This window comes from Pseudomonas sp. SAR267, from assembly GCF_052077595.1.
GTDB lineage: Bacteria > Pseudomonadota > Gammaproteobacteria > Pseudomonadales > Pseudomonadaceae > Aquipseudomonas > Aquipseudomonas vlassakiae.
In genome coordinates, this window is record NZ_JBQIHU010000001.1 from 965,490 (window position 1) to 989,287 (window position 23,798).

The 23,798-nt window shown below is 64.6% G+C and carries 23 protein-coding genes and 1 tRNA gene; 8 read left to right on the top strand and 16 right to left on the bottom strand.

The genetic code is table 11. The features are described from left to right. Positions 1–78: 78 nt before the first annotated feature. The 7 genes from ACTORR_RS04860 to ACTORR_RS04890 form a co-directional block, all read right to left on the bottom strand. Positions 79–1,038 carry a Csu type fimbrial protein gene (locus ACTORR_RS04860; RefSeq protein WP_441343566.1) on the bottom strand — a complete coding sequence of 320 codons (960 nt, stop codon included), beginning with the start codon at positions 1,036–1,038 and terminating at the stop codon, positions 79–81. After that, complete coding sequence (locus ACTORR_RS04865) at positions 1,035–3,275, bottom strand: fimbria/pilus outer membrane usher protein (protein WP_313364551.1); 2,241 nt, start codon at positions 3,273–3,275, stop codon at positions 1,035–1,037. The genes ACTORR_RS04860 and ACTORR_RS04865 overlap by 4 nt, the downstream gene beginning before the upstream one ends. 165 nt (positions 3,276–3,440) lie before the next feature. Further along, entirely contained in the window at positions 3,441–4,217 is a 777-nt protein-coding gene (locus ACTORR_RS04870) for a fimbrial biogenesis chaperone (RefSeq protein ID WP_313364540.1), read from the bottom strand. 39 nt (positions 4,218–4,256) lie between these two features. After that, positions 4,257–4,760 (bottom strand): Csu type fimbrial protein, encoded by a 504-nt coding sequence (locus ACTORR_RS04875; protein WP_313364541.1) that lies wholly within the window; start codon positions 4,758–4,760, stop codon positions 4,257–4,259. Positions 4,761–4,775: 15 nt separating this feature from the next. Next, positions 4,776–5,309 (bottom strand): Csu type fimbrial protein, encoded by a 534-nt coding sequence (locus ACTORR_RS04880; protein WP_313364542.1) that lies wholly within the window; start codon positions 5,307–5,309, stop codon positions 4,776–4,778. Positions 5,310–5,328: 19 nt separating this feature from the next. Continuing rightward, positions 5,329–5,865, bottom strand: coding sequence for a Csu type fimbrial protein (locus ACTORR_RS04885; RefSeq protein ID WP_186601152.1), 537 nt, complete (start codon positions 5,863–5,865; stop codon positions 5,329–5,331). 18 nt (positions 5,866–5,883) lie between these two features. Beyond that, positions 5,884–6,411 (bottom strand): Csu type fimbrial protein, encoded by a 528-nt coding sequence (locus tag ACTORR_RS04890; RefSeq protein ID WP_054886266.1) that lies wholly within the window; start codon positions 6,409–6,411, stop codon positions 5,884–5,886. Positions 6,412–6,682: 271 nt separating this feature from the next. Here ACTORR_RS04890 and ACTORR_RS04895 point away from each other — a divergent pair, with 271 nt between their 5' ends. Genes ACTORR_RS04895 through ACTORR_RS04905 form a run of 3 tightly spaced genes read left to right on the top strand, consistent with a single transcriptional unit; the run spans position 6,683 to position 11,810 of the window. Beyond that, positions 6,683–8,932 carry an ATP-binding protein gene (locus tag ACTORR_RS04895; protein ID WP_313364543.1) on the top strand — a complete coding sequence of 750 codons (2,250 nt, stop codon included), beginning with the start codon at positions 6,683–6,685 and terminating at the stop codon, positions 8,930–8,932. A gap of 15 nt (positions 8,933–8,947) precedes the next feature. Continuing rightward, positions 8,948–9,409, top strand: a complete 462-nt coding sequence (locus tag ACTORR_RS04900) for a response regulator (protein ID WP_054886264.1) — start codon at positions 8,948–8,950, stop codon at positions 9,407–9,409. Positions 9,410–9,422: 13 nt separating this feature from the next. After that, positions 9,423–11,810: a response regulator gene (locus tag ACTORR_RS04905; RefSeq protein WP_441343567.1), complete on the top strand. Its 2,388-nt coding sequence runs from the start codon at positions 9,423–9,425 to the stop codon at positions 11,808–11,810. Between the two features lie 129 nt (positions 11,811–11,939). Here the strand turns inward: ACTORR_RS04905 and ACTORR_RS04910 are convergent. Further along, positions 11,940–12,014: transfer RNA gene (locus ACTORR_RS04910), tRNA-Gln, on the bottom strand. Positions 12,015–12,285: 271 nt separating this feature from the next. On the opposite strand from ACTORR_RS04910, the gene ACTORR_RS04915 reads away from it, so the two are divergent. Further along, positions 12,286–12,528: a hypothetical protein gene (locus ACTORR_RS04915; protein ID WP_054883655.1), complete on the top strand. Its 243-nt coding sequence runs from the start codon at positions 12,286–12,288 to the stop codon at positions 12,526–12,528. 105 nt (positions 12,529–12,633) lie between these two features. Next, the gene (gene zapE, locus ACTORR_RS04920; RefSeq protein ID WP_313364545.1) at positions 12,634–13,710 is read left to right on the top strand and encodes a cell division protein ZapE; all 1,077 of its coding nucleotides are present in this window, start codon (positions 12,634–12,636) and stop codon (positions 13,708–13,710) included. Positions 13,711–13,820: 110 nt separating this feature from the next. Here zapE and ACTORR_RS04925 read toward each other — a convergent pair whose 3' ends face one another. Then, positions 13,821–15,710, bottom strand: coding sequence for a propionyl-CoA synthetase (locus tag ACTORR_RS04925; protein ID WP_313364552.1), 1,890 nt, complete (start codon positions 15,708–15,710; stop codon positions 13,821–13,823). 180 nt (positions 15,711–15,890) lie between these two features. On the opposite strand from ACTORR_RS04925, the gene ACTORR_RS04930 reads away from it, so the two are divergent. Continuing rightward, positions 15,891–16,757, top strand: a complete 867-nt coding sequence (locus ACTORR_RS04930) for a LysR family transcriptional regulator (RefSeq protein ID WP_054883653.1) — start codon at positions 15,891–15,893, stop codon at positions 16,755–16,757. On the opposite strand, the gene ACTORR_RS04935 is transcribed toward ACTORR_RS04930, so the two are convergent. From ACTORR_RS04935 to ACTORR_RS04955, 5 genes are all read right to left on the bottom strand, one after another. Continuing rightward, a complete protein-coding gene (locus tag ACTORR_RS04935; RefSeq protein ID WP_313364546.1) occupies positions 16,731–17,888 on the bottom strand; it encodes an HPP family protein in 1,158 nt (385 codons plus the stop codon). The genes ACTORR_RS04930 and ACTORR_RS04935 overlap by 27 nt on opposite strands. 151 nt (positions 17,889–18,039) lie before the next feature. Continuing rightward, positions 18,040–19,359 carry an ATP-binding protein gene (locus ACTORR_RS04940; RefSeq protein ID WP_441343568.1) on the bottom strand — a complete coding sequence of 440 codons (1,320 nt, stop codon included), beginning with the start codon at positions 19,357–19,359 and terminating at the stop codon, positions 18,040–18,042. Further along, the gene (locus ACTORR_RS04945) at positions 19,356–20,024 is read right to left on the bottom strand and encodes a response regulator transcription factor (protein WP_054883650.1); all 669 of its coding nucleotides are present in this window, start codon (positions 20,022–20,024) and stop codon (positions 19,356–19,358) included. Before ACTORR_RS04945 ends, ACTORR_RS04940 begins: the two co-directional genes overlap by 4 nt. Before the next feature lies 1 nt (position 20,025). Continuing rightward, entirely contained in the window at positions 20,026–20,340 is a 315-nt protein-coding gene (locus tag ACTORR_RS04950) for a PepSY domain-containing protein (RefSeq protein WP_054883649.1), read from the bottom strand. Further along, a complete protein-coding gene (locus ACTORR_RS04955) occupies positions 20,340–20,648 on the bottom strand; it encodes a PepSY domain-containing protein (protein WP_054883648.1) in 309 nt (102 codons plus the stop codon). Before ACTORR_RS04955 ends, ACTORR_RS04950 begins: the two co-directional genes overlap by 1 nt. Before the next feature lie 152 nt (positions 20,649–20,800). Between ACTORR_RS04955 and ACTORR_RS04960 the strand changes: the two genes are divergently transcribed. Together ACTORR_RS04960 and queD are read left to right on the top strand one after the other, a co-directional pair. Further along, positions 20,801–21,880: a patatin-like phospholipase family protein gene (locus ACTORR_RS04960; protein ID WP_313364548.1), complete on the top strand. Its 1,080-nt coding sequence runs from the start codon at positions 20,801–20,803 to the stop codon at positions 21,878–21,880. A gap of 53 nt (positions 21,881–21,933) precedes the next feature. Next, positions 21,934–22,290 carry a 6-carboxytetrahydropterin synthase QueD gene (queD, locus tag ACTORR_RS04965; protein WP_099815324.1) on the top strand — a complete coding sequence of 119 codons (357 nt, stop codon included), beginning with the start codon at positions 21,934–21,936 and terminating at the stop codon, positions 22,288–22,290. Between the two features lies 1 nt (position 22,291). Here queD and ACTORR_RS04970 read toward each other — a convergent pair whose 3' ends face one another. Together ACTORR_RS04970 and ACTORR_RS04975 are read right to left on the bottom strand one after the other, a co-directional pair. Continuing rightward, positions 22,292–22,915 carry a hypothetical protein gene (locus tag ACTORR_RS04970; RefSeq protein WP_313364549.1) on the bottom strand — a complete coding sequence of 208 codons (624 nt, stop codon included), beginning with the start codon at positions 22,913–22,915 and terminating at the stop codon, positions 22,292–22,294. A 71-nt stretch (positions 22,916–22,986) separates the two neighbouring features. Then, positions 22,987–23,454 (bottom strand): DUF1289 domain-containing protein, encoded by a 468-nt coding sequence (locus tag ACTORR_RS04975; RefSeq protein WP_099815325.1) that lies wholly within the window; start codon positions 23,452–23,454, stop codon positions 22,987–22,989. Positions 23,455–23,798 lie beyond the last annotated feature (344 nt).

Below are 23,798 nucleotides of genomic sequence, written 5' to 3' on the forward strand. Positions count from 1 at the left end.
CAGTGCACTGGCCTTGAGGCGAGTGGGAACCTGTGGGAGCGGGTTTACCCGCGAAGAGGCCAGACCAGGCTTGTCCAGTCAGAACTGCACATCGAGAATCACATTGTCGATGTAACTGGCCGCTGGCGGTGTGGCCTGGTCGGTGTAGACCTTGGCGTTGTAGTTGAACACCTGGCTTCCGGTCCCGGTGCCATTACCGGGGTTCACATCGGCATCGCTGCTCGCCCGCCGGGCGGCGGTCAGCGAGCCCCAGCGCACGGTGCCTGCGCTCTTGAAGATGTAATAGGCCAGGTAGTTGCCCGCCGAGGACTTCATTCGCCGCCGCCCGCCGGACACATTCTCCCCATCATTCAAGCCCACCGTATAGGCACTGCCCTTGGTGCACGACAGGCTCACGCTCTGGCTCACGGTGCCAAACCCGGCCACCACCGGGGCACTGCCGAAGCTGATGCTGGGGGTGGTGATCTGGCAGTCGTTGCTCACCGTCAGGTTGACGGTCATCGTCTGGGTGCCGGAACCGATATCCCGCCCCAGGCAGAGGCCGCCGACCCCGATCCCGGAGCAGTAGTTCCAGCTCCAGGCGATGGTCAGGGTTTCCTGGTACAAACCCGCCGCGACATTGCTGCCGACCTGGGTCTTCATGTAAAGCGGCACTGCCTTGGGCGTGGTGCCATTCAACAACCCCAGTAGATCGAGGATGCCATTACGGGCGAAATCGAAGGCGACACCGCGGGTGATCGGATAGCTGGTGCTGTTGTCTGCGTACAGGGTGTACGCAATGACGTCCCCCGTTGGGCCGACCAGCCCGCTGGTGGACGAGGTGATGGTCGCGTAGAAATGGTCGCTGGCACTGAGCAGGCTCAGCAGCGAACCGGTGCATTGCAGCCCGGCATTGGTGCTCGATGCGCTCTGTATCGTGGTACGTACCAGGGTCGAGTTGATCGTGCCGAACGCCGCCGGCGTGGTGGCCACCGACGAGCACAGCGCCCAGGCCGAACCTGCCGGCAACAGCATCAAGGCACACAATAGCCGCTTCATCGGCACACCAGTGGGCCGATCAGCGGAACACTGCCTTGCGAATCGGGCAAATCGAATTCCACCTGGCACTGCCCTCCTCCTTCCACCGTCACGTGCAGGCGGTTGTGCGGCGACAGGTTCTCCAGGTACACCAACCCGTCCCAGCCCACCACAGCCTGGCTGCCGCTTTCCTGATGGCTGACCTTGCTGCCGAGCTTCAGCGGTTGCTGATTGGCGTCGACCAGCTCGATGCTCGCCGCCAGCACACGCTTGAGCGGGAACTCCAGCAGGTAGCCGCTGCCACGGCGCACCGCCACCCGCTGCTCGACCTCGGCGGCCAGCACGTCGGGCGGCAGGTTCATCGGGTCGATTTCGTACTTGCCGCGGTAGTAGCCGCTGCTGTACGGCACCAGCAGATGGCCGCTACGGTCGGTGCGGCCGATTTCCTGATTCTCGTAACGCACCGGCACATCGGCGTAGCCATTGGTGCTGACCACCACGAAGGCATCATCGATGCGGTTGGCTGCGTATACGCCGGAATCCATCCACACCAGCGAACCACTGGCGTCGGCCCAGCGGGTCATCTCACCGCTGCTGCCGTAAACGCCGGCCTGCAATTGCACCGATTGCAGGCGCCAGGTGACATCAGCCTGGCGATAGGCATCGCGGTCGCTGCCGCTGGCATAGCCGAGGTTGTAGCCGACGCCGCCGCCCACCGGCACGGCGCGGCTGTAATTGACCCGTTGCAGGCGCTCGCCATCCTTGCTGCGTTCAGTCCCCACCGCCAGGGTGCCGCCGAAGTCGAACGGCATGACCACCTGCGCCTGCACCGCCCAGTTGCTGTCGCCGACCTCACGGTTGGCCGACAGGTACAGGCTGCTGTTGCCCCACAGCGGTTTGCTCCAGCTCAGGTTGATCAGCCGGGTGCGCGTGTCGTCGCCGGCGCGAACATCGAAATAGCCGGCGCCGAGGCTGCCGTACTGGTCGAGGTTGACGCTCAGGGTCACCTGCTCGCTGCGCTGGCTCAGTTGCATGTCAGGGGTGTCGACCCGGGTCAGGTCCGAATACTCGCCATGGCGCTGCAGGCGCTGGTAATTGAAGCCGAAGCGCTGGCTGTTGTACTGGTAGCCGAGGGCGACCTGGTGGCCCTTCTCGCCCTCGAACTGGCTCTGTGCCAAGGCGGCATTGAGGACACCGAAGTTACCCAGGCGCATGTTGCCGCCCAGGCCGCCGAGCAACAGTGATTGTGCGGTTTCAACATGGGTTTCCAGGGTGAAGCTGTCGCTGAGGCCATGGCGCAGGCTGGCCGAGGCAACGCCGGTGCCGTAGCTGAAATCTTCAACGGCATAGTCGCGGCGCAGGCTGCCGGCGGCCACGGAGAAGTCCGACAGGCCTTTCTGCAGCAGGCTGCTGGTGACATAGAACGGCAAGGTCGTGGACACCTGCCGGCCCAGGGCATCGGTGGTCACCACCACGGCCTCGCCGGCACCGTTGATGAACGGCACGTTGGTCAGGGTGTAGGGGCCTGGCTGCAATTCGGTGGTGCTGGACTTGTAGCCATTGATGAACAGATCCAGCGAGGTCGGCACTGCGGCTTCGCCAGCAAAGGCCGGCAGCGGATAGGTCACCAGATCCGGGCGGGCGCCAAAGTCGCGCGACAACTGCACGCCACCCACCCGCACCGAACTGCTCCAGGGCAAGGCCCCGGTCACGAAGTCACCGGCTTCGTACGTGAGCAGGCGCTGTTCATCGGTGAACCGCCAGGTGGTGTCATAGCGCAGAAAGCCCTGGCGATTGGCATCGCTCTGCGCACCATTGAACGACTGGCGCCACTGGCCGGTGGTCGAGAACGTGCCCCAGCTGTCGAACACGCGCAGCTCGTTCCAGGCTGCCAGGTAGGAACCGCCTTCGTCGGTGTCATTGAGGTACAGGTCGTAGTTGAACAAGGCGCCGAAGCTGCTGCGCGCTTCGGTGGCCGGGTACAGCCCGCGATCACCGACCTGCTGGTCCGGCAGCCAGGCCGGCGGCACCTGCAGCAGCAGGCGCTGGTTCTGGCTGTCGTAATCGCTGTGCAGGCCCGGCACATCGTCCAGCGAAATTTCACCCTGCGGATCGCCCGGCAGCTGAATGCCCAGGTTGCGCAGCACATCGCTGTCCAGGTACAGGCGCCCGGCACGTTGCTGCACCGCCACCAGCTCAGCCCTGGGCATCTGGTTCACCAGCAAGTCGAGGTACAGCGTAGCGTCGGCCACGGCCATGGTTTCGCTGGGCGGGGGTGGCAGGTCGTCGGCCAGCGCCAGCCAGGGGCCGAACAAGGTCAGCCCCAGGCACCAGCGGCGCGAAGCCCGCGACAGCCGCCTCACACACGGATTCCGACCATTGCCAGATGCTCCATGGGCCATGCCTTTCATCCAGCCGGGGGCTCATTGCCCTTGCCGGATCGCTTCGGCCACTTCCTGGCCGTTTACCCTGCCCTTGATCACACTGCCTGCGTTCGGCACTACCGGCGCCGGCCAGCGCATGCTGGCACCGGGCAGCACATAGCCAAGCAGGCCCTCGGCCAAGGGTTTGCCCTGGCCACCCTGCTGCACCACCACATCGGTCAGACGCGCATGCACCGGGCCGGTATTGCGCATTTCCACATAGGGTTTGCCCTGCACCGTCACCGCGCGCCAGCTGAGCTGCGGCTTGCCGACGCCGTCGGCGTTGCGCTTGCCTTGCGGGTCAGGCTTGCCCCACAAGCCTTCGCCATAGACGAACAACGGCACCGAATAGCGCATCTGCAGGCGGATCGCTGCGGTGGTGCCCTGGCTGGCAGTGTCGATGGGGATAGGCGAGGGGATCTCGTCGATGATGATGCGGTAGGCCTGCTCCTGGCCGGCCGGCGAACTGCCCGTGCGGGTCAGGCGGATCAGCTGCTTTTGCCCGGGAGCAATGGTGGCCACCGGCGGGCTGCCGATGACCTCGCGCTGGGCCTGGAACTGCTCCTGATAGTCACCCTGGCGCCAGGCGAACACCCGTACCTGCAGGCTGGCCGGCGCCGTGCCGCGATTTTCCAGCCACAGGGCGCCGGCCTTCTGGTCAGCCTCCAGCACCGGGTCGATCGGCCAGATCAGCACCGAGGTGGCCGCCCCTGCCGGCAGGCTCGCCAACAGCAACAGACCGACCGCACCTTGCGCCCACTTCGCGCCTCCCCCCATACCACTCTCCTTGGTCTTTTTTCTTGGGTGCTGGTGTGTTCACCAGGTCACCGATACTTGCACCACATCGGTGTAGGTCCCGGCCGGCAAACTGCCGGGCAACTGGGTACGGCCATACACCGGCAACTTGATGGCCGTGGCGTCGGAGTAGCTCACCGTCACGCCCTGGCCGATGCCCAGAACCTGGCTATAGGCCGCGTCCCGGTACAACTGGTAGGCCAGCACCTGGGTGCCGCCCGTACGCTTGAGGTTGCGCGTACCACTGGCGCTGTTCTGGCCGCCGTCCAGGCTCATGCTCATGGTCACCCCCGGGGTGCACTGGAAGGTCACCGTGGCGCCGCCCAGCGAGGTGCTGAGAAGGCCGGTGGACAGTGCCGACTGGGTGCCGAAGTCGAGCGCGCCGTAATTGGTCACCCCGCCCACCACCAGGCAGCCGGCAACGATCTGCGCGGTGACCTGGAAAGTACTGCTGGTCGCGGCATCCAGGGGCAGGGGCAGCCACATGCCGAGCCCCGTCAGGCAACCCGTGAGCCAGCAACGCATGGCGCTGGGCATGGTTCAGAACGACAGCTCGACTGCCACGGTATCGGTGTACGTCCCGGCCGGAAGGCCCGCCTTGCCCCGCGCCTGGCCATACAGGTTGACGGTCTGCGCCACGCCAGTGCTGGTCGGCAAGGTGATGGTGCCGTCGATGGCCAACAGCGTGGTGCGCCCGGCATCGGTGTAGAAGTCGTAGGGCACGAAATTGCCAGCGCCGTCAGCCAGCGCACGCGTGCCGCCGGTCGACTGGCCATCATGTGACCCGGCCCGCACGCGGATCGCCGGCACCGTGCCGGCCGAGCAGAGGATGCTCATGGCGCCACCGCCACCGCCCAGCACCTGGGCATTGGCGGTGGTGAACAGGGCTTCCTGGGTGCCAAAGTTCAGGGTACCGAAGTTCAGCCCCGAGGTGCCGCCGGCGCCGTTGACCTGGCACGCCGAGGTCAGGGTCAGGGTCGAGGAGATGGTCCCGGTCACCGTAGCGGCCTGGGTGTGAGCTACCATGGCCAGGCCGAGGCCGGCGAGCATGCAACGGGAAAAAGTCGTGCGCATCTGAGTCTCCTTGCGTCGTTTACCAGTCCAGGGTCACTCTCAGGGTGTCGCGGTACAGCCCAGCCGGCAGTGCGCGCGGCTGCGCCACTACCACACCGTAGATGGGAATAGGGATCTGCTCGGAACTGCTGACGGTAAAGGCACGGGCCTGGCCGATGCCGTAGCGGCTGTTGCCACCCGGGTCGACTGCCAGTTGATAGGGGATCATTTCTCGGCCATTGCTGAGACGACGGACGCCATCGTCGCCATTCAGGCCACCATTGATGCGCACATTGAACGCCCGCACCTCTGGCGTGCAACTGATCCGCAAACTGCCCTCGCCACCCGCCTCGTCGACCCGACTGCGCAGCGGCGTGTCCCAGTTCGGGCCGCGCTCGCCGAAATCCATCAGGCCTGGATTGCCCAGCGTGGCTGGCGGCTGGTCACCGCTGTTGATCTGGCAGGCAGCGCTGATCACCAGCCGCGCCTGGATGAACCCAGTGGTGGTGCCATGTGCCCCGCCACTGGGCAACAGCAACGGGCCAAGGCTGAGCAGCAGGATCGAAGTACGGTTCAACATGTGCCGGGTGCCTCGCTACCAGGTGACCGTGACTTTGAGCCGGTCGGCGTACTGGCCGGCGCGTGGCACCCAGGCCAGCTTGTCGATGCGGGCGTAGAGCGGCAGCTCAACCGAGCCGGTATCAGGCACACGCGCGGCATGCGCTTCACCGACAACCACCGGCTCGCGCCAGGCGGCATCACGGAAAAGCCGATAGGGGATCGGTCTGGCCTTGGTGTCGTCGCTGGCCAGAAAGCGCAGCTCGCCAACGCCGCCATGCTGGCCACCGTCGACCCGCACTTGGTAAGCTGTGTCAGGGTTGCATTCGAGCCGTGGCGGGCGCTGGCTGAGCAATACGCCACTCAGTGGCGCATCCGGGCCGTCCAGGCGTGCGGCAGCACCCAGGTCGATCCGACCCAGGGCCTGGGCGCCCGCATCACGCTGCTGGGTAATCAGCATGCAGCCGCGCTGCACCAGTACCCGCACCTCGACCAGGAAGTCCGCCGCTACGGCACTGCCGCTCAACAACAGGCCAAACAGCGCGGCCAGAAAGCGTTCCGTCACTGGATGTTCCTTGTTTTTCTCGTGTGATTCTGAGCGTAGCAGCAGGTGACAGAACCGTGATGGCTGGGTGCCATTCTTTTGTGCTAACGCCAAAGCGGTAGCAGGCCGACAAGAAATTTCCGAATCCCGGCGAACCCCGGGCCATCCCATGCCTCCAATGGCCATGGGCCGACAAAAGCGATCGGCATTCTGCTAGGGTGGCCGTTAGCCAACCGCCAGCGTCCGTTGCCGGCGGCATGCATGGAAGAACTTCACAGGAGCGTTTCCACCAATGACTGCAGACAAAGCGCTCGACGCCGCCGTGGAGCGCTGCGCCGAAGAGCCGATCCAAGTGCCCGGCAGTATCCAGCCGCACGGCTTTCTGCTGGTACTGGATGAGCACGACCTGCGTATCCTCCAGGCCAGCGAGAACATCGAGCGCTGGTTGGGTGTACCGGCCAGGGAGCTGATCGGCTGTACCTTCGCTGACTTGGTCAGCGAGCGCTTCGACCTCCGCGTCCAGCTCGAACGCCTGCCTGAGGACGAAGCGTTCCCGTTCCACATCGGCGATGTGCGCTTGCGCGAGGGCGCGCCGTGCAGCGACAAACTGCGCCTGCTGACCCACCGCCATGACCAGGTACTGATCGCCGAGTTCGAACCCTTTCGCCTGCCTGCGGACGTAACCGACCAGGGCGACTACTACCCACTGGTGCGCGGGTTCGTCAGCAGCCTGCACAACGCCGACAGCCTCGAAGAGCTGCTCCAGCAATGCGTGATGCAAGTGAAGCGCATCACCGGCTTCGGCCGGGTCCTGGCCTACCGCTTCGATGCCGAGGGCAATGGCCAAGTGCTCGCCGAACTGGCCGACGCCGGTTACCCGAGTTACCTTGGCCTGCGCTTCCCCGCGACGGACATCCCGCGCCAGGCCCGCGACCTGTACCGGGTCAATCGCATCCGCGTGATCGAAGATGCCAACTACCACGCCTCCCCCCTCTTGCCGGCGAACAACCCGCGCACTGGCAAGCCTCTGGACATGAGCTTCGCCGCCCTGCGCAGCGTGTCGCCGGTGCACCTGCAATACATGCGCAACATGGGCACCCTGGCTTCGATGTCATTGTCGATCGTGGTCGATGGCCAGCTCTGGGGCCTGATCTCCTGCCACCACGCCCAGCCGCGCGCGGTCGAGTTCCGTACCCGCACGGCCTGCGAACTGCTGGCCAGCGTGCTGTCGCTGCAGATCGAGAGCCGCGAATCGCACGCCAAGACCCGCCAGTTGCTCGAGCTGCGCCAGCACATCGTGCGCATGATCTCGTCGATGGCCGACCATGACAGCGTCAGCGATGGCCTGTACGACTTGCCCGAGGTGCTGCTGGCGTTCGCAGGCGCCAGCGGCGCGGCGATCATCTCTGCCGACCGCTGTGAGCTGATCGGCCAGACCCCGCCTGCGGCGCAGGTCACGGCCCTGGTGCACTGGCTGGAGCAGCGCGGCGAAGAAACGGTATTCCACAGCGACAACCTGCGCCGTGACATCGATGAACTGCCAGAACTGGCCGCATATGCCGGCGGCGTGCTGGCCGTGGCCATCTCGCAGATCCACTCGCACTACCTGCTATGGTTCCGCCCCGAGCAGGTGCGTACCGTCGACTGGGCCGGGCGCCCCGACAAGCAGATCGACGCCCAGGGTACGCTCAACCCGCGGCACAGTTTCGAGCGTTGGCGAGAAGAGATCAGCGGCTACAGCGCCCCCTGGGACCCGCTGGTCATCGAAGGCGTGCTCGAATTGCGCACGGCAGTGCTGGGTATCGTGCTGCGCAAAGCCGAGGAGCTGGCGCAACTGGCCAACGAGCTGCGCCGCTCGAACAAGGAACTCGAAGCCTTCTCCTACAGTGTGTCCCATGACCTGCGCGCCCCGTTGCGCCACATCGCCGGCTACACCGAGCTGCTCGGCGAGATCGAGGGCCAGGGCCTGAGCGAGCGCGGTAAACGCTTTCTGCAGCATATCGATGAAGCCGCGCGCTTTGCCGGCAGCCTGGTCGACAACCTGCTCCATTTCTCGCAGATGGGCCGCTCGGCCCTGCGCCTGTCGGATGTCGACCTCAATGCGCTGGTCGACGCCATCCGCCAGGACCTGGCCCCGGACTATGCAGGCCGCGAAATCGTCTGGGATATCGCGCCGCTGCCCAGGGTCATTGCCGACCCGGCGTTCATCAACCTGGCCTTGCACAACCTGATCGCCAACGCCATCAAGTACACCCGTGGCCGTGAACCCGCCCACATCACCATCGGGTCCGAGCAAAACCACGACGAGACGCAGATATACATCCGCGACAATGGTGTAGGCTTCGATATGGCCTACGCCAACAAGCTGTTCGGAGTGTTCCAGCGCCTGCACCGCATGGAAGACTTCGAAGGCACCGGGATCGGCCTTGCCAGCGTGCGGCGGATCATCGAGCGTCATGACGGGCGAGTCTGGGCCGAAGGCCATCTCGACCAGGGTGCCTGCTTCTACTTCACCCTGCCCCGTCACCCCGCAACCACCTGAGGTACCCGTATCACCATGCTCAAACCAATCTTGCTGGTCGAAGACAACCCCCGGGACCTGGAGCTGACGCTCCTGGCCCTGGAACGCAGCCAGCTGGCCAACGAAGTGATCGTCCTGCGCGACGGCGCCGATGCCCTCGACTACCTGTTACGCCGCAACACTTACCACGAGCGTGCCGACGGCAACCCGGCCGTCCTGCTGCTGGACCTCAAGCTGCCGAAAGTCGACGGCCTGGAAGTGCTCAAGGTAGTGCGTACCACGCCCGAGCTGCGCAGCATACCCACGGTGATGCTGACTTCCTCGCGGGAAGAGCCCGACCTGCTGCGCGCCTACGAACTTGGGGTCAACGCCTATGTGGTCAAGCCCGTGGAGTTCAAGGAGTTCGTCGCGGCGATTTCCGACCTTGGCGTATTCTGGGCGGTGCTCAACGAACCGCCTCCCGGTTCGCTGCGCCTGAACCGCCGTGGCAGCCACTGAGGCCCCCGCAGAGATGTTGCCCACACCACTCAAGTTGCTGATGGTCGAAGACAGCTCGATGGACGCCGAGCTGACCCTGATGCGCCTGGAGCGCAGCGGATTACAGGTGCAATCGCGGCTGGTTTTCGACCATGTCGGGGTCGAGCACGCCCTGCTTGAAGGCAGTTTCGACCTGATCCTGTGCGACTGCGTGCTGCCGGGATCGTCCGGTACCGAAGTGCTGGCCATCGCCCAGCGCCTGGCCCCTGACACGCCGTTCATCTTCCTCTCGGGCATCTATGGCGAAGAGCATGCGGTCGAGATGATTCGCCTGGGCGCCACCGATTATGTGCTGAAGAAGAACCTGCCGTTGTTGCCCAAGGCCGTGCGCCGGGCCTTGTCCGAAGTGCAGGAACGCCAGCGCCGGCGCCGTGCCGAAGAAGCCCTGGCTGATGTCGAGGCGCGCGCGCGCATTGCCATCGATGCCGCCGGCATGGGCACCTGGGACTTCCGGCCGCAACAGGGCCAACTGGTTTGGGATGTGCGCTGCAAGACCCTCTTCGGCCTGCCAGCCGAGACCGAGATGAGCCTTGAGGTGTTCTACGCCGGCATCTACCCCGACGACCTCGCCAAGGTGCGCGAGGCCGTCGATCAGGCCATGCGCCCGGACAGCGACGGCCTGTACCGGGTCGAGTTCCGCATTGCCCAACCTCATGGCCTGGAACCGCGCTGGCTGCTCAGCAGCGGCCAGTGCCAGTTCGTCGATGGCCAGTGCACGCGGTTTACCGGTGTATTGCAGGACATCCATACCCAACGCCAGGCGACCCTTGCGCTCAAGCAGCTCAACGAGATGCTCGGCGAACGGGTCGAGCGCCGTACCCGTGAGCGCGACCGCGCCTGGGAGCTGTCCCAGGACTTGCTCGCAGTGCTCAACAAGGACCTGACCCCGGTGGCCCTCAACCCGGCCTGGGAGGCCAGCCTGGGCTTTTCCCGCGAGCGTCTGAGCCAGGCTTCGCTGCTGCACCTGCTGCCTGAGGCGGATCAGGAAGCGCTGCTGACCGAACTGGCCGCCCTCGCCCATGGCCGCACCAGTGCGCGCTTCGTCGGCCGCATCCAGCACGCCGGCGGCCAGTTGCGCTGGCTGTCCTGGGTCGTGGTACCGGAAGATACCCTGCTCTACGTGGTGGCGCGGGACATCACCAGCGAGCGGGAAACCGCCCTGGGCCTGGCCGAAGCCAACAACCGCCTGCGCGAACAGATCGCCGAGCGTGAACGCATCGAGGCGGCACTGCAGCAGATGCAGCGGCTGGAGGCCGTCGGCCAGCTCACCGCCGGGGTCGCCCATGACTTCAACAACCTGCTCACGGTCATCCTCACCGGCGCCAGCTTCCTTGAGCGCGACCTGGCCAAGGGGGACCTGGCCAAGGCCCGCAGCCGCCTCACGCATATCCGCGAAGCCGGTGACCGCGGCGCCAAGCTGACCTCGCAACTGCTCGCGTTCTCCCGTCGCCAGCGCCTGGAGCCGGTGCCGCTGAACCTGAACCGCACCCTTACCGGCCTGGAAGAACTGCTGCGCCGCACCCTCGGCGGCAATATCCGCGTGCGCCTGGACCTGGACCATAGCCTGTGGCAGGCGCTGACCGACCCGACCCAGACCGAGATGATCATCCTCAACCTGGCGATCAACGCCCGCGACGCCATGCCCGAAGGCGGCCAGTTGACCCTGTCGACCCGCAACACACGCATCAGCAACCGCCCGCAACGCCCGGAAGACCCGGAGCCCGGCGAATACGTGATGCTGAGCATTCGCGACACCGGCTGCGGCATGAGCGAAGAGGTGCTGGCCAAGGTGTTCGAGCCGTTCTTCACCACCAAGGATATCGGCAAGGGCTCTGGCCTGGGCCTGGCCCAGGTGTTCGGCTTCGCCAAGCAGTCCGGTGGCGGTGTGCGCATCGATACCGAGCCTGGGCATGGCACCCTGGTGGCGGTGTACTTGCCGGCAGTGAAGCAAGAGGTGGCCATCGATCCCGTCGCGCCGATCGCTGCACTGACCATCGACGACAGTGGCAGGGACCGCACGGTGCTGCTGGTGGATGACGATCACCTGGTGCGCGACCTGCTCGGTGACGTGCTGCGCCAGTATGGCTACCAGGTGCGCCAGGCGCACAGCGGGGAGCAGGCGCTGGCCTTGCTGGACGATGATATCGACCTGCTACTGACCGACTTTGCCATGCCCGAATTCAACGGCGGGCAACTGGCCATGGCGGCGCGTGACCGCTATCCGCAATTGCCGGTGGTGTTCCTGACCGGGTATGCGGAACTGCAAGGGCTGGAGTTACCGGGGAGCCTGGTGATGCAGAAGCCGGTGCAGGCCGATGAACTGGCCAGGATGTTGAATGAACTGCTGCGCGCAACCGGTTAGATTCGTTTTCCTGCACCAGCCTCTTCGCGGGTTTACCCGCGAAGAGGCTGGTGCAGGAAACGGAAACGACAAAACCAGCGCTGACAGTCGTCTGCACTGATTGGGAAATTTGCTAACTGAAGAGAAAAATGGCAGGGGCGGCTGGATTCGAACCAACGCATGGCAGGATCAAAACCTGCTGCCTTACCGCTTGGCGACGCCCCTGTATCGGATGCAGCTGACGCTGACCTGACAATTCCAATCGAGTGACAACCGGGTTGTTGTCTTGGAATGCGCGGCACTTTAACACATAGATTCAGCCTGTAAACCCCCTTCGTGAAAAAAAATGCCTTAAAACAGCAAGTTAGTGTTCACGCGCCGATTCTGCGGACCGCTCGGGCAACCGTTCGTCGTATTTATACCGCTGCGCTTCAACGCAATCGCATTCCTCCCTTCCAATCAGATAAGCGAATTCTATTGACCAAGGAGGACCCCCATGCCCGTTTCCCACGACCTTTACCAGGACCTGCACTACCCCCGCGAAATCGTCCAGCAGCGGCGTCAGCAGGACAAGACCCTGGACCGGCTGCTCGACGAGTATGTGGATATCGACAACCAGGTGCTGGCTGCCGAATCGATCTCGGCCGGCAACTTCGTCGACGAAGACCTGCTACACCTGAAGGAGCGCCGGTTGACCGTGAAATACATGATCGAGCGCCAGCTGGAGCGCAAGGCCTGAACACATCGTGCCAGGCGATAGATGCCTGGCACTTTTTGTATTGGTCAAAACCGCTCGCCTCGGGCAAGCTGCGCGCAGCCCGCATTTGCCCAAGGAGGCTTCACCTTGCCCGCCTGGATCCCTGCACCGCTGCGCCAGCTCGGCCAGCGCCTGCGCCCTGCCGCGCCTCAACAGAGCGAATTGCTCAGTTGGTTCGAAGACAAGGCCGCCAGCCGCGGCTATCAGCTCAGCGATGGTCAGCGCCGGGTCATCGACAGCATGGCCGCGCAACTCGCGCGTCTGCTGGAGGGAGGCCAGCCTCGCAGCCTCTATCTGTACGGCTCGGTCGGCCGTGGCAAGAGCTGGCTGCTCGATGGTTTCTTCCAGGCGGTACCGGTAGCGGCCAAGCGGCGCCTGCACTTCCACGACTTTTTTGCCCGCCTGCACCAAGGCATGCACCAGCACCGCCTGCTGGACGATGCGTTGGGCGCCACCCTGGACGAACTACTGGGCGGCTGCCAGGTGCTGTGCTTCGATGAGTTTCACGTGCATGACATCGGCGATGCCATGCTGCTCACCCGACTGTTCAACGCCTTGTTCACCCGCGGTGTCTTCCTGTTGGTGACCTCCAACTACGCGCCTGAAGGGCTGCTGCCCAACCCGCTGTACCACGAACGCTTCCTGCCGGTGATCCGCCTGATCAACGATTCGATGGACGTGCTTGAAGTGGGCGGCGACACGGACTTTCGCAGCCTGCCGGCCAACCGCGAGCAGCAGCGCTTTACCAAAGGGCACTATGTGTGGCCGGGCGATGCGGCGCAGCGCCGGGCGCTTGACCTACCCGCTGAGCAACCCGTGGTGCTGGAAGTGAACAAGCGCCCGCTGCGCGCCTTGGCCATCGATGGCCGACGCGTGATGCTGGCCTTCGAGGACCTGTGCGAGAAGGCCACAGCGGTGATCGACTACCTGGTGCTGGCCGCACAGTACGACGAGTGGATCATCGATGGGCTGGATGATCTGTCGGCGTGTTCGCTGGCGGCGCAGCAGCGCTTCGTCAACCTGGTGGACGTGCTTTATGACCAGGATCGGCAGGTGACCGTGATCGGGCGCCGGCCACTGGAACAAAGCCTCGGCGGGCCGCTGGCCGACCTGATGCGCACCCGCAGTCGGTTGGGGCAATTGCATCAAGCAGGACCTGCGTGATATTGGGGCTGCTGCGCAGCCCTTTCGCGACGCAAGGCCGCTCCTACAAGTACCGCGCGATCCTGTAGGAGCGGTCTTGTGTCGCGAAAGGGCCGCAAAGCGGCCCCAGATCAACCTGCCCTGGGCAGATCCGCCAGCACCGCCTCGATCTCCCCCAGCACCGCCGCGTCATCCAGGGTCGAAGGCGGTACGTAAGCCTGCCCATCGGCAATCTTGCGCAGTACCGCCCGCAGGATTTTCCCCGAACGGGTCTTGGGCAAACGCTTGACCAGGCGCACCCGGTTGAAACACGCCAGCGCGCCGATTTCCTCACGCACCCTGCCGACCAATTCCACCAGCAACTGCGCTTCGGCTATGCCCTCGCCATCCTTGAGCACCACCAGCGCCAGCGGCACCTGGCCCTTGATCTCGTCATGCACACCGATCACCGCACACTCGGCCACCGCCGGGTGACGGGCGACCAGGTCCTCCATCTCCCCGGTGGACAGCCGATGCCCGGAGACGTTTATCACGTCGTCGGTGCGGCCCATGATGTAGACGAAGCCCTCCTCGTCGAGGTAACCGCCGTCACCCGTGTGGTAATAGCCAGGGTAGGTCTGCAGGTAGGCTTGCAGGTAACGTTCATGGTCGCCCCACAAGGTCTGGCTGCACCCGGGCGGCAGCGGCAGGGCAATGACGATGGAGCCTTGTTGGTCCGGCCCCAGCAGGTGCCCGTCGTCATCCAGCACGCGCACGTGATAACCCGGCACCGCACGGTTGCTCGAACCCGGCCGCGCCGCACTGCCTTCCAGCCCCACGCAAGGCGCGGTGACCGGCCAGCCAGTCTCGGTTTGCCACCAGTGGTCGTGCACCGGTTTGCCGGTGACCTGCTCCAGCCACTGGTGCGTACTGGAATCGAGTTTTTCCCCGGCCAGGAACAGCTGGCGCAACGAGCTCAGGTCATGCTTGCGGATCAGCTCGCCTTCCGGGTCTTCCTTGCGGATCGCCCGCATGGCCGTCGGCGCGCAGAACAAGGCATTGACCTGGTACTGCTCGACCACCCGCCAATACGCCGAGGCGTCCGGCGTGCGGATCGGCTTGCCCTCGTAGAACATCGTGGTGCAACCGCTCATCAGTGGCCCGTAGACGATCAGCGAATGGCCAACCACCCAGCCGACATCGGAAATGCCCCACCATACATCCCCGGCCTGCATGCCGTAGATATGACGCATCGCATAGCAAAGCGCGACCGCGTTGCCACCATTTTCGCGGACGATGCCCTTGGGTTTGCCGGTTGTACCGGAGGTGTACATGATGTACAGCGGGGCGCCGGCCTCCAGCTCGACGGGCGCCACCGGCTCGGCACCGGCCAAGGCCTGCTGCCAGTCCAGGTCACGGCCTGCCAGCAACTGCGCACGGGCCTGGGGCCGTTGCAGCACCAGCACCTTGCGAGGCTGATGGCGGGCCAGCTGCAGGGCGCGGTCGACCAGCGGCTTGTATTCGATCACCCGGTCGAACTCCAGCCCACAGGACGCGGTGAGCACCAGCGTGGGCCGGGCATCATCGATACGCAGCGCCAACTCGTTGGCGGCAAAGCCACCGAACACCACCGAATGCACCGCGCCGATTCGCGCACAGGCGAGCATGGCCATGGCCGCCTGCGGCACCATCGGCATGTAGATGATCACCCCGTCGCCCTGGCCCACGCCCAACTGCCGCAGCAGGCCGGCCAGGCGCGCCACTTCGTCGCGCAACTGATGGTAGGTGAAGGTCTGTTGCACACCGGTCACGGGAGAGTCGTAGATCAACGCCAGCTGCTCACCCCGGCCCAGTTCGATCTGCCGGTCCAGGGCCAGGTAACAGCTGTTCAGGCGACCGTCGGCGAACCAGCGGTGGGTACCGTCGGGGTTGTTCTGCAAGGTCTGCGAGGGTTGCCGATACCAGGCCAGGGCTTTGGCCTGCTCGGCCCAGAAGGCCGCAGGGTCGGCAATGGATTGGGCGTAGCTGTGCTGGTAGGTCATGTCGATGAAAACCCGGTACTTGTTGTTATTGAAGGGCGGATAGTGAGTATGGCCTGCCACACCGGGGCCGCCATGGGACTAAAGTCACAACGGACCTGCAAATTTGCAGACCTGACAGAAATGCCCCACAACGGTGCAAAGCCTCTAGAATAGGCCGCCCTTCCCGCCACAGAGCAGCTCATGGACATCGATCAGGCCCGGACCTTCCTGGAAATCGTGCGTTGCGGCAGCCTGGTCGCCGCTGCCGAACGCCTCTTCGTTTCGCAGACCGCGATCACCGCCCGTGTGCAGCGCCTGGAGCAGCAACTGGGCTGCCAGCTCTTTGTGCGCAGCCGCAATGGCGCCAGCCTGACCAGTGACGGCGAAGCCTTCGTCAGCTATGCCAACCAGCTGGTGCAGACCTGGGAAGCGGCACGCCGCGACCTGCCGCTGCCCGCAGGCTGCCGGCAGGTGCTGCATGTGGGCGCGGAGGTGAGCCTGGGCAACCCGATGCTGCTCGACTGGGTCGGCGCCTTGTACCGCGAGCTGCCCAGCCATGCCATCCGCAGCGAGGTGAGCGATGGCGAGTCGTTGCTGCACAAGGTGGAGATGGGCCTGCTCGACGCCGCGCTGGTCTACCAGCCGACCTACGGCCCGGGGCTGCAGGTGGAGCAACTGATGGAAGAAAAGCTGATCCGCGTGCGACGGGTCGCGCAACCTGAGCCCTATATCTACATTGACTGGGGCGAAGCCTTCCGCCGCCAACATGACGCCGCCCTGCCCGACTGCGCACGCCCGGCGCTGAGTTTCAACCTCGGGCCGCTGGCCCTGCAGTTCATCCTGGAGCAAGGTGGCAGCGGCTACTTCCGTACCCGCGTGGTCCAGGCCTACCTGGAGAGTGGTGTGTTCGAGCGGGTGCCACAGGCGCCGGAATTTACCTACCCGACCTACCTGGTCTACTCGCGCAAGCGCGACAGCGAAGCCTTGCAGCAGGCCTTCGCGATGCTGCGCCGGCAGGTGGCAGCCGGCGCCAGCGATTGGTCACAACGCTGGGACCCGGCTGTCTGAGGAATCGCCGGCCGCACTGAGCAACTGGCGCTTGAGGCCGGCGATCAGGTCGGTCTGGGTGACCACGCCAACCAATTGCTCGCCGTCGAGTACCGGCAGGCAGTGCAAACCCTGCTCGCACAGCAGCGGCAACAGGCGCTCCAGCGGGTGCTGGCTGCTGACGCTGACTACCCGCCGGCTCATCACCTGCGCCATGCGCACTGTCTGGCGACCGAACAGGCCACGCCAGCTGAATTGGCCACGCTGCATGGCCGCGCCCGCCAGGTCACTGAGGCTGACAATGCCCACCAGCTTGCCCTGCTGCAGCACCGGCAAGGTTTTCAGGTGGTGGTCAGCGAGCATTTTCCAGGCCTGCTCCAAGGGGGTGTCCGGCGTAGCGAACTGCACGTCGCGGGACATTACCGCGCCGGCAGTGATGCCGCCCAGGCTACGCTGCAGCGCATGCTGTTCCGTGGCAAGAATGATGCGCTCCAGTTCGCCGCGGGTGACATCGACAAACTCACCCAACTCTTCAAGGGCCTGGTCCAGGTCAGCGCCACTGATGCCCACGCGCTCGCTGGGCAGCGGGTCGTGGGTGTGGTGCACGTCCTTGCGCGGCGCCCCGGCTTTCGGGTACTGCACACCGGTGAGCCGGTTGTAGATCACGGCCACGGCCACCAGGATCAGCGCGTTGAGCAGTACCGGTTCAAGCAGGTGATCGCCCATGGCCGTCAAGCCCGGGTCGGCCAGGACCGCACTCACTGCCACCCCACCACCCGGTGGGTGCAGGCAACGCAGCAGGCACATCACCAGAATCGAAAGCCCCAAGGCAACGGCCGCTACCCAGAGCTCTGGGCCAAACCCCTGGCGCAGGGCCAGGCCGACGGCACCGGCCAAGGCATAGCTGCCGAGCACTGGCCACGGCTGCGCCAAGGGCCCGGAATGCACGGCGAACACCAGCACGGCCGAGGCCGCCAACGGGCCGAGCAGGTGCAGGGCAATGCCCGGCCCATAGGCAAGGCTGGTCAGCCAGCCGGCGAGTGACAGGCCGAGCAACGCACCGATAGCGGCACGCACGCCTTGTTTGGGAGGGATGTTCAGGGGGGCTGGCAGTAGCCGCTGAAGACGACTTTCAGAACGCATGGCAGACATTTAAGTAATCGGGATCTGAAGTTTTTCTGATTGAAAACGAAGGAATTGTGCCGGTTGGAGGCAGACGGGGCTAATTCAAAAAAATGCGCCTGTACTGCAATTTTTTTGCAGTGCTGAACTGGGCACTGGGGGCACCAGGTGTGCCCTGGCACTAGCGCGCCTTGCGCGGCAACTCGATGCTCACCCGCAGCCCGCCCAAGGGGCTATCCAACAACGCCAGACGCCCGCCCCAAGCCTCGACGATGTCGCGCACGATGCCGAGCCCCAGCCCATGCCCATCGACCTGTTCATCCAGCCGCGAACCACGCTCCAGCACCTGCAGGCGCTGGTTTTGCGGAATCCCGGGGCCATCGTCATCGACCCATAGCCGATAGCCCCCGGCTGTCGGCGCGATCCCCAGCCGCACTTCGCTGTCGGCCCATTTGCAGGCGTTGTCCAGCAGGTTGCCGAGGAGTTCCAGCACGTCTTCACGATCCCACGGCAGCAGCAGGCCCGGTGGGACATCGTGCTCGAGCAGCAAGCCCTCGCCATGGATCATGGCCAAGGTCGAGAGCAAGCCAGGCAGTTCGGCATCACAGTCGAACTGCGCCCCAGGCAAGGCATCGCCGGCCAGCCGTGCCCGGTTCAGCTCACGGGCCAGGCGCTGCTGGATCTGCTCCAACTGTTCACGCAATTGCGCCTGCACCTCAGGCAGGCCCTGCAAGCGCTCACTGGACGCCAGGCTGAGCAGCACCGCCAGCGGCGTCTTCAGTGCATGGCCGAGGTTGCCCAGGGCATTGCGCGAGCGGCGCAGGCTGTCTTCGGTATGGCTGAGCAAGTGGTTGATCTGGTCCACCAGCGGCGCCAGCTCGCTGGGCACCTCGGCATCGAGTAGCGAGCGTTGGCCTTGCTGCAGCTGGGCGATCTGCTGGCGCGCGCGCTCCAGCGGGCGCAACGAGCGGGTGACGGTGATGCGCTGCAGCACCAGCACGATCAGCAATGCCACCAGCCCCATCCCCAGGCCGATCTGCTGCAAGCGGCGGAAACCGTCGCGAACCGGCGAGTAGTCCTGTGCCACGCTGATCGAGATGTCCTGGCCCAGGCGCCGGTAATCGGCGCGCAAGGCCAACAGCTGCTGGCCTTCCGGGCCCAGCTCGTGGCTATCGGACAACCCCGGCGTGGCCGGCTTGGGCATGTCCAGGTCCCACAGCGAGCGCGAACGCCACGTGCCCTGGTCTAGATCGATACGGAAGTAGTACCCCGAAAAAGGCCGCTGATAGGCAGCGGAAATGCGCCGCTCATCCAGCTGCAGGCCATTCGGCCCGCGTACCAATGCCACCAGCAGGTTCTCGCTTTCCTTGCGCAGGCCGTTTTCCAGGTAGCGCTGCAAGCCTGCCTCGAACAGCCACAGGGTCAATTGCGCCAGTACCAGCCCGACCAGCACCAGCACGGCGACCAGGCCCAGGCTCAGGCGCGCCTGGATGGACTTCACCCGGTGCTCCCGGCATAAATGTAGCCTTGCCCGCGACGTGTCTCGATGACGCTGCGACCCAGCTTGCGCCGCAGGTGGTTGACGTGTACTTCCAGCACATTGGAATCGCGCTCGGTCTCGCCGTCGTAAAGGTGCTCGGCCAGGTGGCTCTTGGACAGGATCTGCTGGGGGTGCAGCATGAAGTAGCGCAACAGGCGAAACTCCGCAGCGGTGAGCTGGATGTCGACGCCATCGCGGCTCACGCACTGGCGGCTTTCATCCAGCTGCAGGCCTGCAGCTTCCAGTGTTGGCTGGTTGGCCAGGCCGCGGGCACGGCGCAGCAGGGCCTGAATGCGCAACTGCAGTTCCTCGGGGTGAAAGGGCTTGCTGAGGTAGTCGTCCGCCCCGGTCTTCAAACCTTCGATGCGTTCCGCCCACGACCCGCGCGCCGTGAGGATCAGCACCGGCGTGGCGAGGCCGCCGGCACGCCATTGCGCCAGCACCTCCAGGCCCGGCAAGCCCGGCAAGCCGAGGTCGAGGATGATCAGATCATAGGGTTCGCTCTGGCCCTGGTACACCGCGTCGCGGCCATCGGCCAGCCAGTCCACGGCGTAGCCCTGGCGTTGCAGGCTGGTGGTCAGTTCGTCGGCCAGGGGCACGTTGTCTTCGACAAGCAGCAAGCGCATGTCAGTCGTCTTCCTCATCTTTGAGCAGCGCGCCGCTGCTGGCATCGAGCTTGACCTCGCGCACTACGCCGTCCCTGGTCAGCAGCTCGACTTCATATTCGTAACGGCCGTCGTCTTCTTCCAGCTCTGCCTCCAGCAGGCGAGCCCCGGGGTAACGCCCCAGGGCAGTATCCAGCAATTGCTCGAGCGGCAGGATGATGCCCTTCTGCCGTAGCTTCAGGGCTTCGTCCTGGTCCAGGTCGCGGGCAACGGCCAAGGAGCACACGGCCAGCAAGGACAACGCCAGGTATCGCGCCGGCCGGGGTAAGTGGATCATCAGTGGTCCTGCTCGTCCTTCAGCACTTCACCGGTCTTGGCATCCAGGTCGACATCCCACTCGACGTTCTGCGAATCACGCAATTCGACCTTGTAGATGTAACGACCGTATTCGTTTTCCAGCTCCGAGTCGGTAACGGTGGCGCCTGGGTGCTTGGCCACGGCAGCGGCCTTGAGCTCGTCCAGCGACTTGATGGTCTTGGCATTGACCAGCTCGACCACTTTGTCAGGCTGGACGTCCTGAGCGAAGGCGGCATTGGCGCCCAAGGCAAGTGCGGCGGCGGTGAACAGGGCAGTCAAAGTTTTCATGGGGGCTCTCCTGAGCGAGGTTCAAGTTGTCTACGGGGCTAAGACTAACCAGCGGTCCTTAATTCAACCTGAAAACAGCTGGCGCCATGATAGCGCAGCTGAAACGGTCTCAAGCCCCTATAATGACCGCCTTGTTACCTGCGAGATCCGTCATGAGCGCCATTCACATCAAATACCCTGCACTCACTTTCAAGGCTGGCCAGCGCGCTATACGCCAGATTCGGGAAAAGGGACTGCAGGCAAGCGATGTCGGTGTGCTGCCAGGCGCGGCAGGTGGCCCAAAGCCCCTGGGCATCCAGGGTCTGGACCTGGCACTGTTCGGTGAATGGCTGCCCTCGGCACCCCGACAGCGCGCGCTGATCGGCGCCTCGATCGGCTCCTGGCGCTTCGCCAGCGCATGCCTCGACGACCCGGTCGCCGGCATCCGCCGCCTGGGCGAGCTTTATACCGAGCAGGACTTTGCCAAAGGCGTCACCCCCGCCGAGATCAGCCGCAGTTGCCAGCGCATGCTCGACGACCTGCTGCAGGGACGTGACGGGCAGATCCTCGCCAACCCGCACTACCGCCTGAACATCCTGGTGGTAAAAAGCCACGGCCAGCTCGCTCACGACCACCGCGGCCGCCTCGGCATGGGCCTGGGTTCGGTGGTCGCCAGCAACCTGCTGGGGCGTGCGCGCCTGGCCCGGCACTTCGAACGGGTCATTCTGCACGATGCGCGCAGCGCACCGCCGCTCGACGCTCTCACCGACTTTCCCTCGCGCTGCCTGCCGCTGGACCTTTGCAACCTGCGCCAGGCCCTGCTCGCCTCGGGCTCGATACCGATGGTGATGGAAGGCGTGCGCGACATTCCCGGTGCTGGTGCCGGCACCTACCGCGATGGCGGCCTGCTCGACTACCACCTCGACCTGCCCTACCGCGGTAGCGACCTGGTGCTCTACCCGCACTTTACCGACAAGGTCGTGCCCGGCTGGTTCGACAAGGCGCTGCCTTGGCGCAAAGGGGACCCCACGCGTCTGCAGAACGTGCTGCTGATGACGCCGTCCCCGCAGTACCTGGCCGCCCTGCCCTTCGGCAAGTTGCCAGATCGCAACGACTTCAAGCGTTTCATGGGCGATGCGCCCGGTCGCAAGCGTTATTGGTACAAAGCGATCGCCGAAAGCCAGCGACTGGGTGATGAGTTGCTGGAGCTGATCGCCACCGGGCGGTTGCACGAACGCCTGCAAGCCTTGTAGCGGCCATGCTGGTAGACTGCGCGCATTATTGATTCACATAGAGTTATGACAGCGTGGAAATCTTCAAGGAATTTACATTCGAGTCAGCCCACCGCCTGCCCCACGTTCCTGAAGGGCACAAATGCGGCCGCCTGCACGGCCACTCGTTCAAGGTCGGCCTGCACCTGACCGGCCCGCTCGACCCGCACACCGGCTGGATTCGTGACTTCGCCGAGGTCAAGGCGATCTTCAAGCCGATCTACGAGCAGTTGGACCACAACTACCTGAACGACATCCCAGGCCTCGAAAACCCGACCAGCGAAGTGATCGCCAAGTGGATCTGGGAGCAAGTCAAACCGCTGATGCCAGAGCTGTCCAAAGTGCGCATCCACGAAACCTGCACCAGCGGCTGCGAATACTGCGGCGACTGACTCAGGGCGACCAGGGGTAGCGGCGCACCTCTACCGTGACCCTGCCCCCGCCCACGGCCCCCGAGGACAGGTAAGGGCGCTTGGCCTGGAACCTTCGGGTGACCCGATTGCCAGCGCTGTCGAGCATGCGCAGGTTGGCGAAACGCCCGCCGACTTTCAGTGCCCGGGGATCCAGGCCTTCGAACTGCCACAGGCCGCCCCCCGTGTACTTGACCCACTCTGGAGGGTCGCTCCAGGTGGCGTACATCCCCAAATAGCCGACCGGGTCTGCCTCCAGGACCCACGGCAGCAAAGCCGGGTTGGCGCGCAGGTCGCGGTCGTTTTGCAACGGGCGCAGCTGATAGTAGCGCTTGCCCGCGTCCTGGTAGGCACCGAACCAGAACAACTGATGAATCGCTACCGCATGCCTGGCCGGGCGCTCCGACCAGGGCTCGAGCGAGCCGGCACGGCTCTCGGTGCGAAGGTAACCATCTTCGCCATCCCCGCTTTCGAATCGAACCCAGATGGGCTTGACCCTGGAAACGGCTGTTGGCCATTCGGCCGGCGAGATGTGCTGGTCGTCGAGTTGCCAGTAAAACCTGCCGATGAAAGAGTGCGCGGGCTCGAATGCGTAGTACAGGGACATGCTCGGTCCTCTTGCCTGAACGTGGAGCGTCAGGCTAGGGGCAGGCACTCACGGCATGCAGCGAGAAGCCGTTACCCCAGCGTATCCCTGAGAAAGGCAGGCGCGATGTAGCGTTGGTAATGCGCCTCGGACAACAGGAAGAATTCACGGTCGATTGCATCGCGCAGCTGTGGCAGCTCCCAGTCGCGAAACTCCGGCAGCAGCACCATCCCGTATGCCTCCAGCTCGCGGATCATCCGCGCCCCGCGGGCGATCAGCTGATAGGCCCAGCAGTATTCGGACTGTTGCTCGACGAAGCGGATCGAGCGCTGCTGCAGCTGCTGGCGCAGCAGGCCTTTGTCGAACACTTCCAGCTTGGCCATCATCACCTGCACCAGCAGTTGCTCCAGGCGCAGCCAGACGGCGCGCTTCTGTTCGTCGTCGTAGCCGTTCCAGTTGATCACTTCATGGTGGAAACGCTTGCAGCCACGGCAAACCGTGTCTCCGTAGACAGTGGAACAGAGGCCGACACACGGGGTCTTGATGGACTGGTTGGACATTGAAAACAACGGCTTGGCGGTGGAATACGGGGTCATGTTAGCCCTTTGTCTAACCAGGGTCACCCGTTAAAGTCGTGATCGCTGCCTTACCTTCGGGCTTTTTTTGCCGTAGAATCACCCCGCCTTTTCAAGGCAACAATGTCCGTTGGAAGCTGTTTTCAAAGCGTCACGAGCACAGTTCATCCGGTAGAACGGCGTTGGCCCGGGCCATGCACCCCTCGCATGCCCGAGCCAGCCCTCATCAGCTCCCGTTCTGCAGGCGTAAAACTTTGAAAGCAGCTTCTGTAAGGATTCTCTGCGACTCTGGCTGGGCGGCCCACAAAGCCGTGGCAGCGCATGGGTGC

Bases quoted from the DNA above. Each gene is read 5' to 3' on its own strand.
- ACTORR_RS04860 (WP_441343566.1), bottom strand. From the start codon at position 1,038: ATGAAGCGGCTATTGTGTGCCTTGATGCTGTTGCCGGCAGGTTCGGCC.
- ACTORR_RS04865 (WP_313364551.1), bottom strand. From the start codon at position 3,275: ATGGCCGTGGCCGACGCTACGCTGTACCTCGACTTGCTGGTGAACCAG.
- ACTORR_RS04870 (WP_313364540.1), bottom strand. From the start codon at position 4,217: ATGGGGGGAGGCGCGAAGTGGGCGCAAGGTGCGGTCGGTCTGTTGCTG.
- ACTORR_RS04875 (WP_313364541.1), bottom strand. From the start codon at position 4,760: ATGCGTTGCTGGCTCACGGGTTGCCTGACGGGGCTCGGCATGTGGCTG.
- ACTORR_RS04880 (WP_313364542.1), bottom strand. From the start codon at position 5,309: ATGCGCACGACTTTTTCCCGTTGCATGCTCGCCGGCCTCGGCCTGGCC.
- ACTORR_RS04895 (WP_313364543.1), top strand. From the start codon at position 6,683: ATGACTGCAGACAAAGCGCTCGACGCCGCCGTGGAGCGCTGCGCCGAA.
- ACTORR_RS04900 (WP_054886264.1), top strand. From the start codon at position 8,948: ATGCTCAAACCAATCTTGCTGGTCGAAGACAACCCCCGGGACCTGGAG.
- ACTORR_RS04905 (WP_441343567.1), top strand. From the start codon at position 9,423: ATGTTGCCCACACCACTCAAGTTGCTGATGGTCGAAGACAGCTCGATG.
- ACTORR_RS04915 (WP_054883655.1), top strand. From the start codon at position 12,286: ATGCCCGTTTCCCACGACCTTTACCAGGACCTGCACTACCCCCGCGAA.
- ACTORR_RS04925 (WP_313364552.1), bottom strand. From the start codon at position 15,710: ATGACCTACCAGCACAGCTACGCCCAATCCATTGCCGACCCTGCGGCC.
- ACTORR_RS04930 (WP_054883653.1), top strand. From the start codon at position 15,891: ATGGACATCGATCAGGCCCGGACCTTCCTGGAAATCGTGCGTTGCGGC.
- ACTORR_RS04935 (WP_313364546.1), bottom strand. From the start codon at position 17,888: ATGTCTGCCATGCGTTCTGAAAGTCGTCTTCAGCGGCTACTGCCAGCC.
- ACTORR_RS04945 (WP_054883650.1), bottom strand. From the start codon at position 20,024: ATGCGCTTGCTGCTTGTCGAAGACAACGTGCCCCTGGCCGACGAACTG.
- ACTORR_RS04950 (WP_054883649.1), bottom strand. From the start codon at position 20,340: ATGATCCACTTACCCCGGCCGGCGCGATACCTGGCGTTGTCCTTGCTG.
- ACTORR_RS04955 (WP_054883648.1), bottom strand. From the start codon at position 20,648: ATGAAAACTTTGACTGCCCTGTTCACCGCCGCCGCACTTGCCTTGGGC.
- ACTORR_RS04960 (WP_313364548.1), top strand. From the start codon at position 20,801: ATGAGCGCCATTCACATCAAATACCCTGCACTCACTTTCAAGGCTGGC.
- ACTORR_RS04970 (WP_313364549.1), bottom strand. From the start codon at position 22,915: ATGTCCCTGTACTACGCATTCGAGCCCGCGCACTCTTTCATCGGCAGG.
- ACTORR_RS04975 (WP_099815325.1), bottom strand. From the start codon at position 23,454: ATGTCCAACCAGTCCATCAAGACCCCGTGTGTCGGCCTCTGTTCCACT.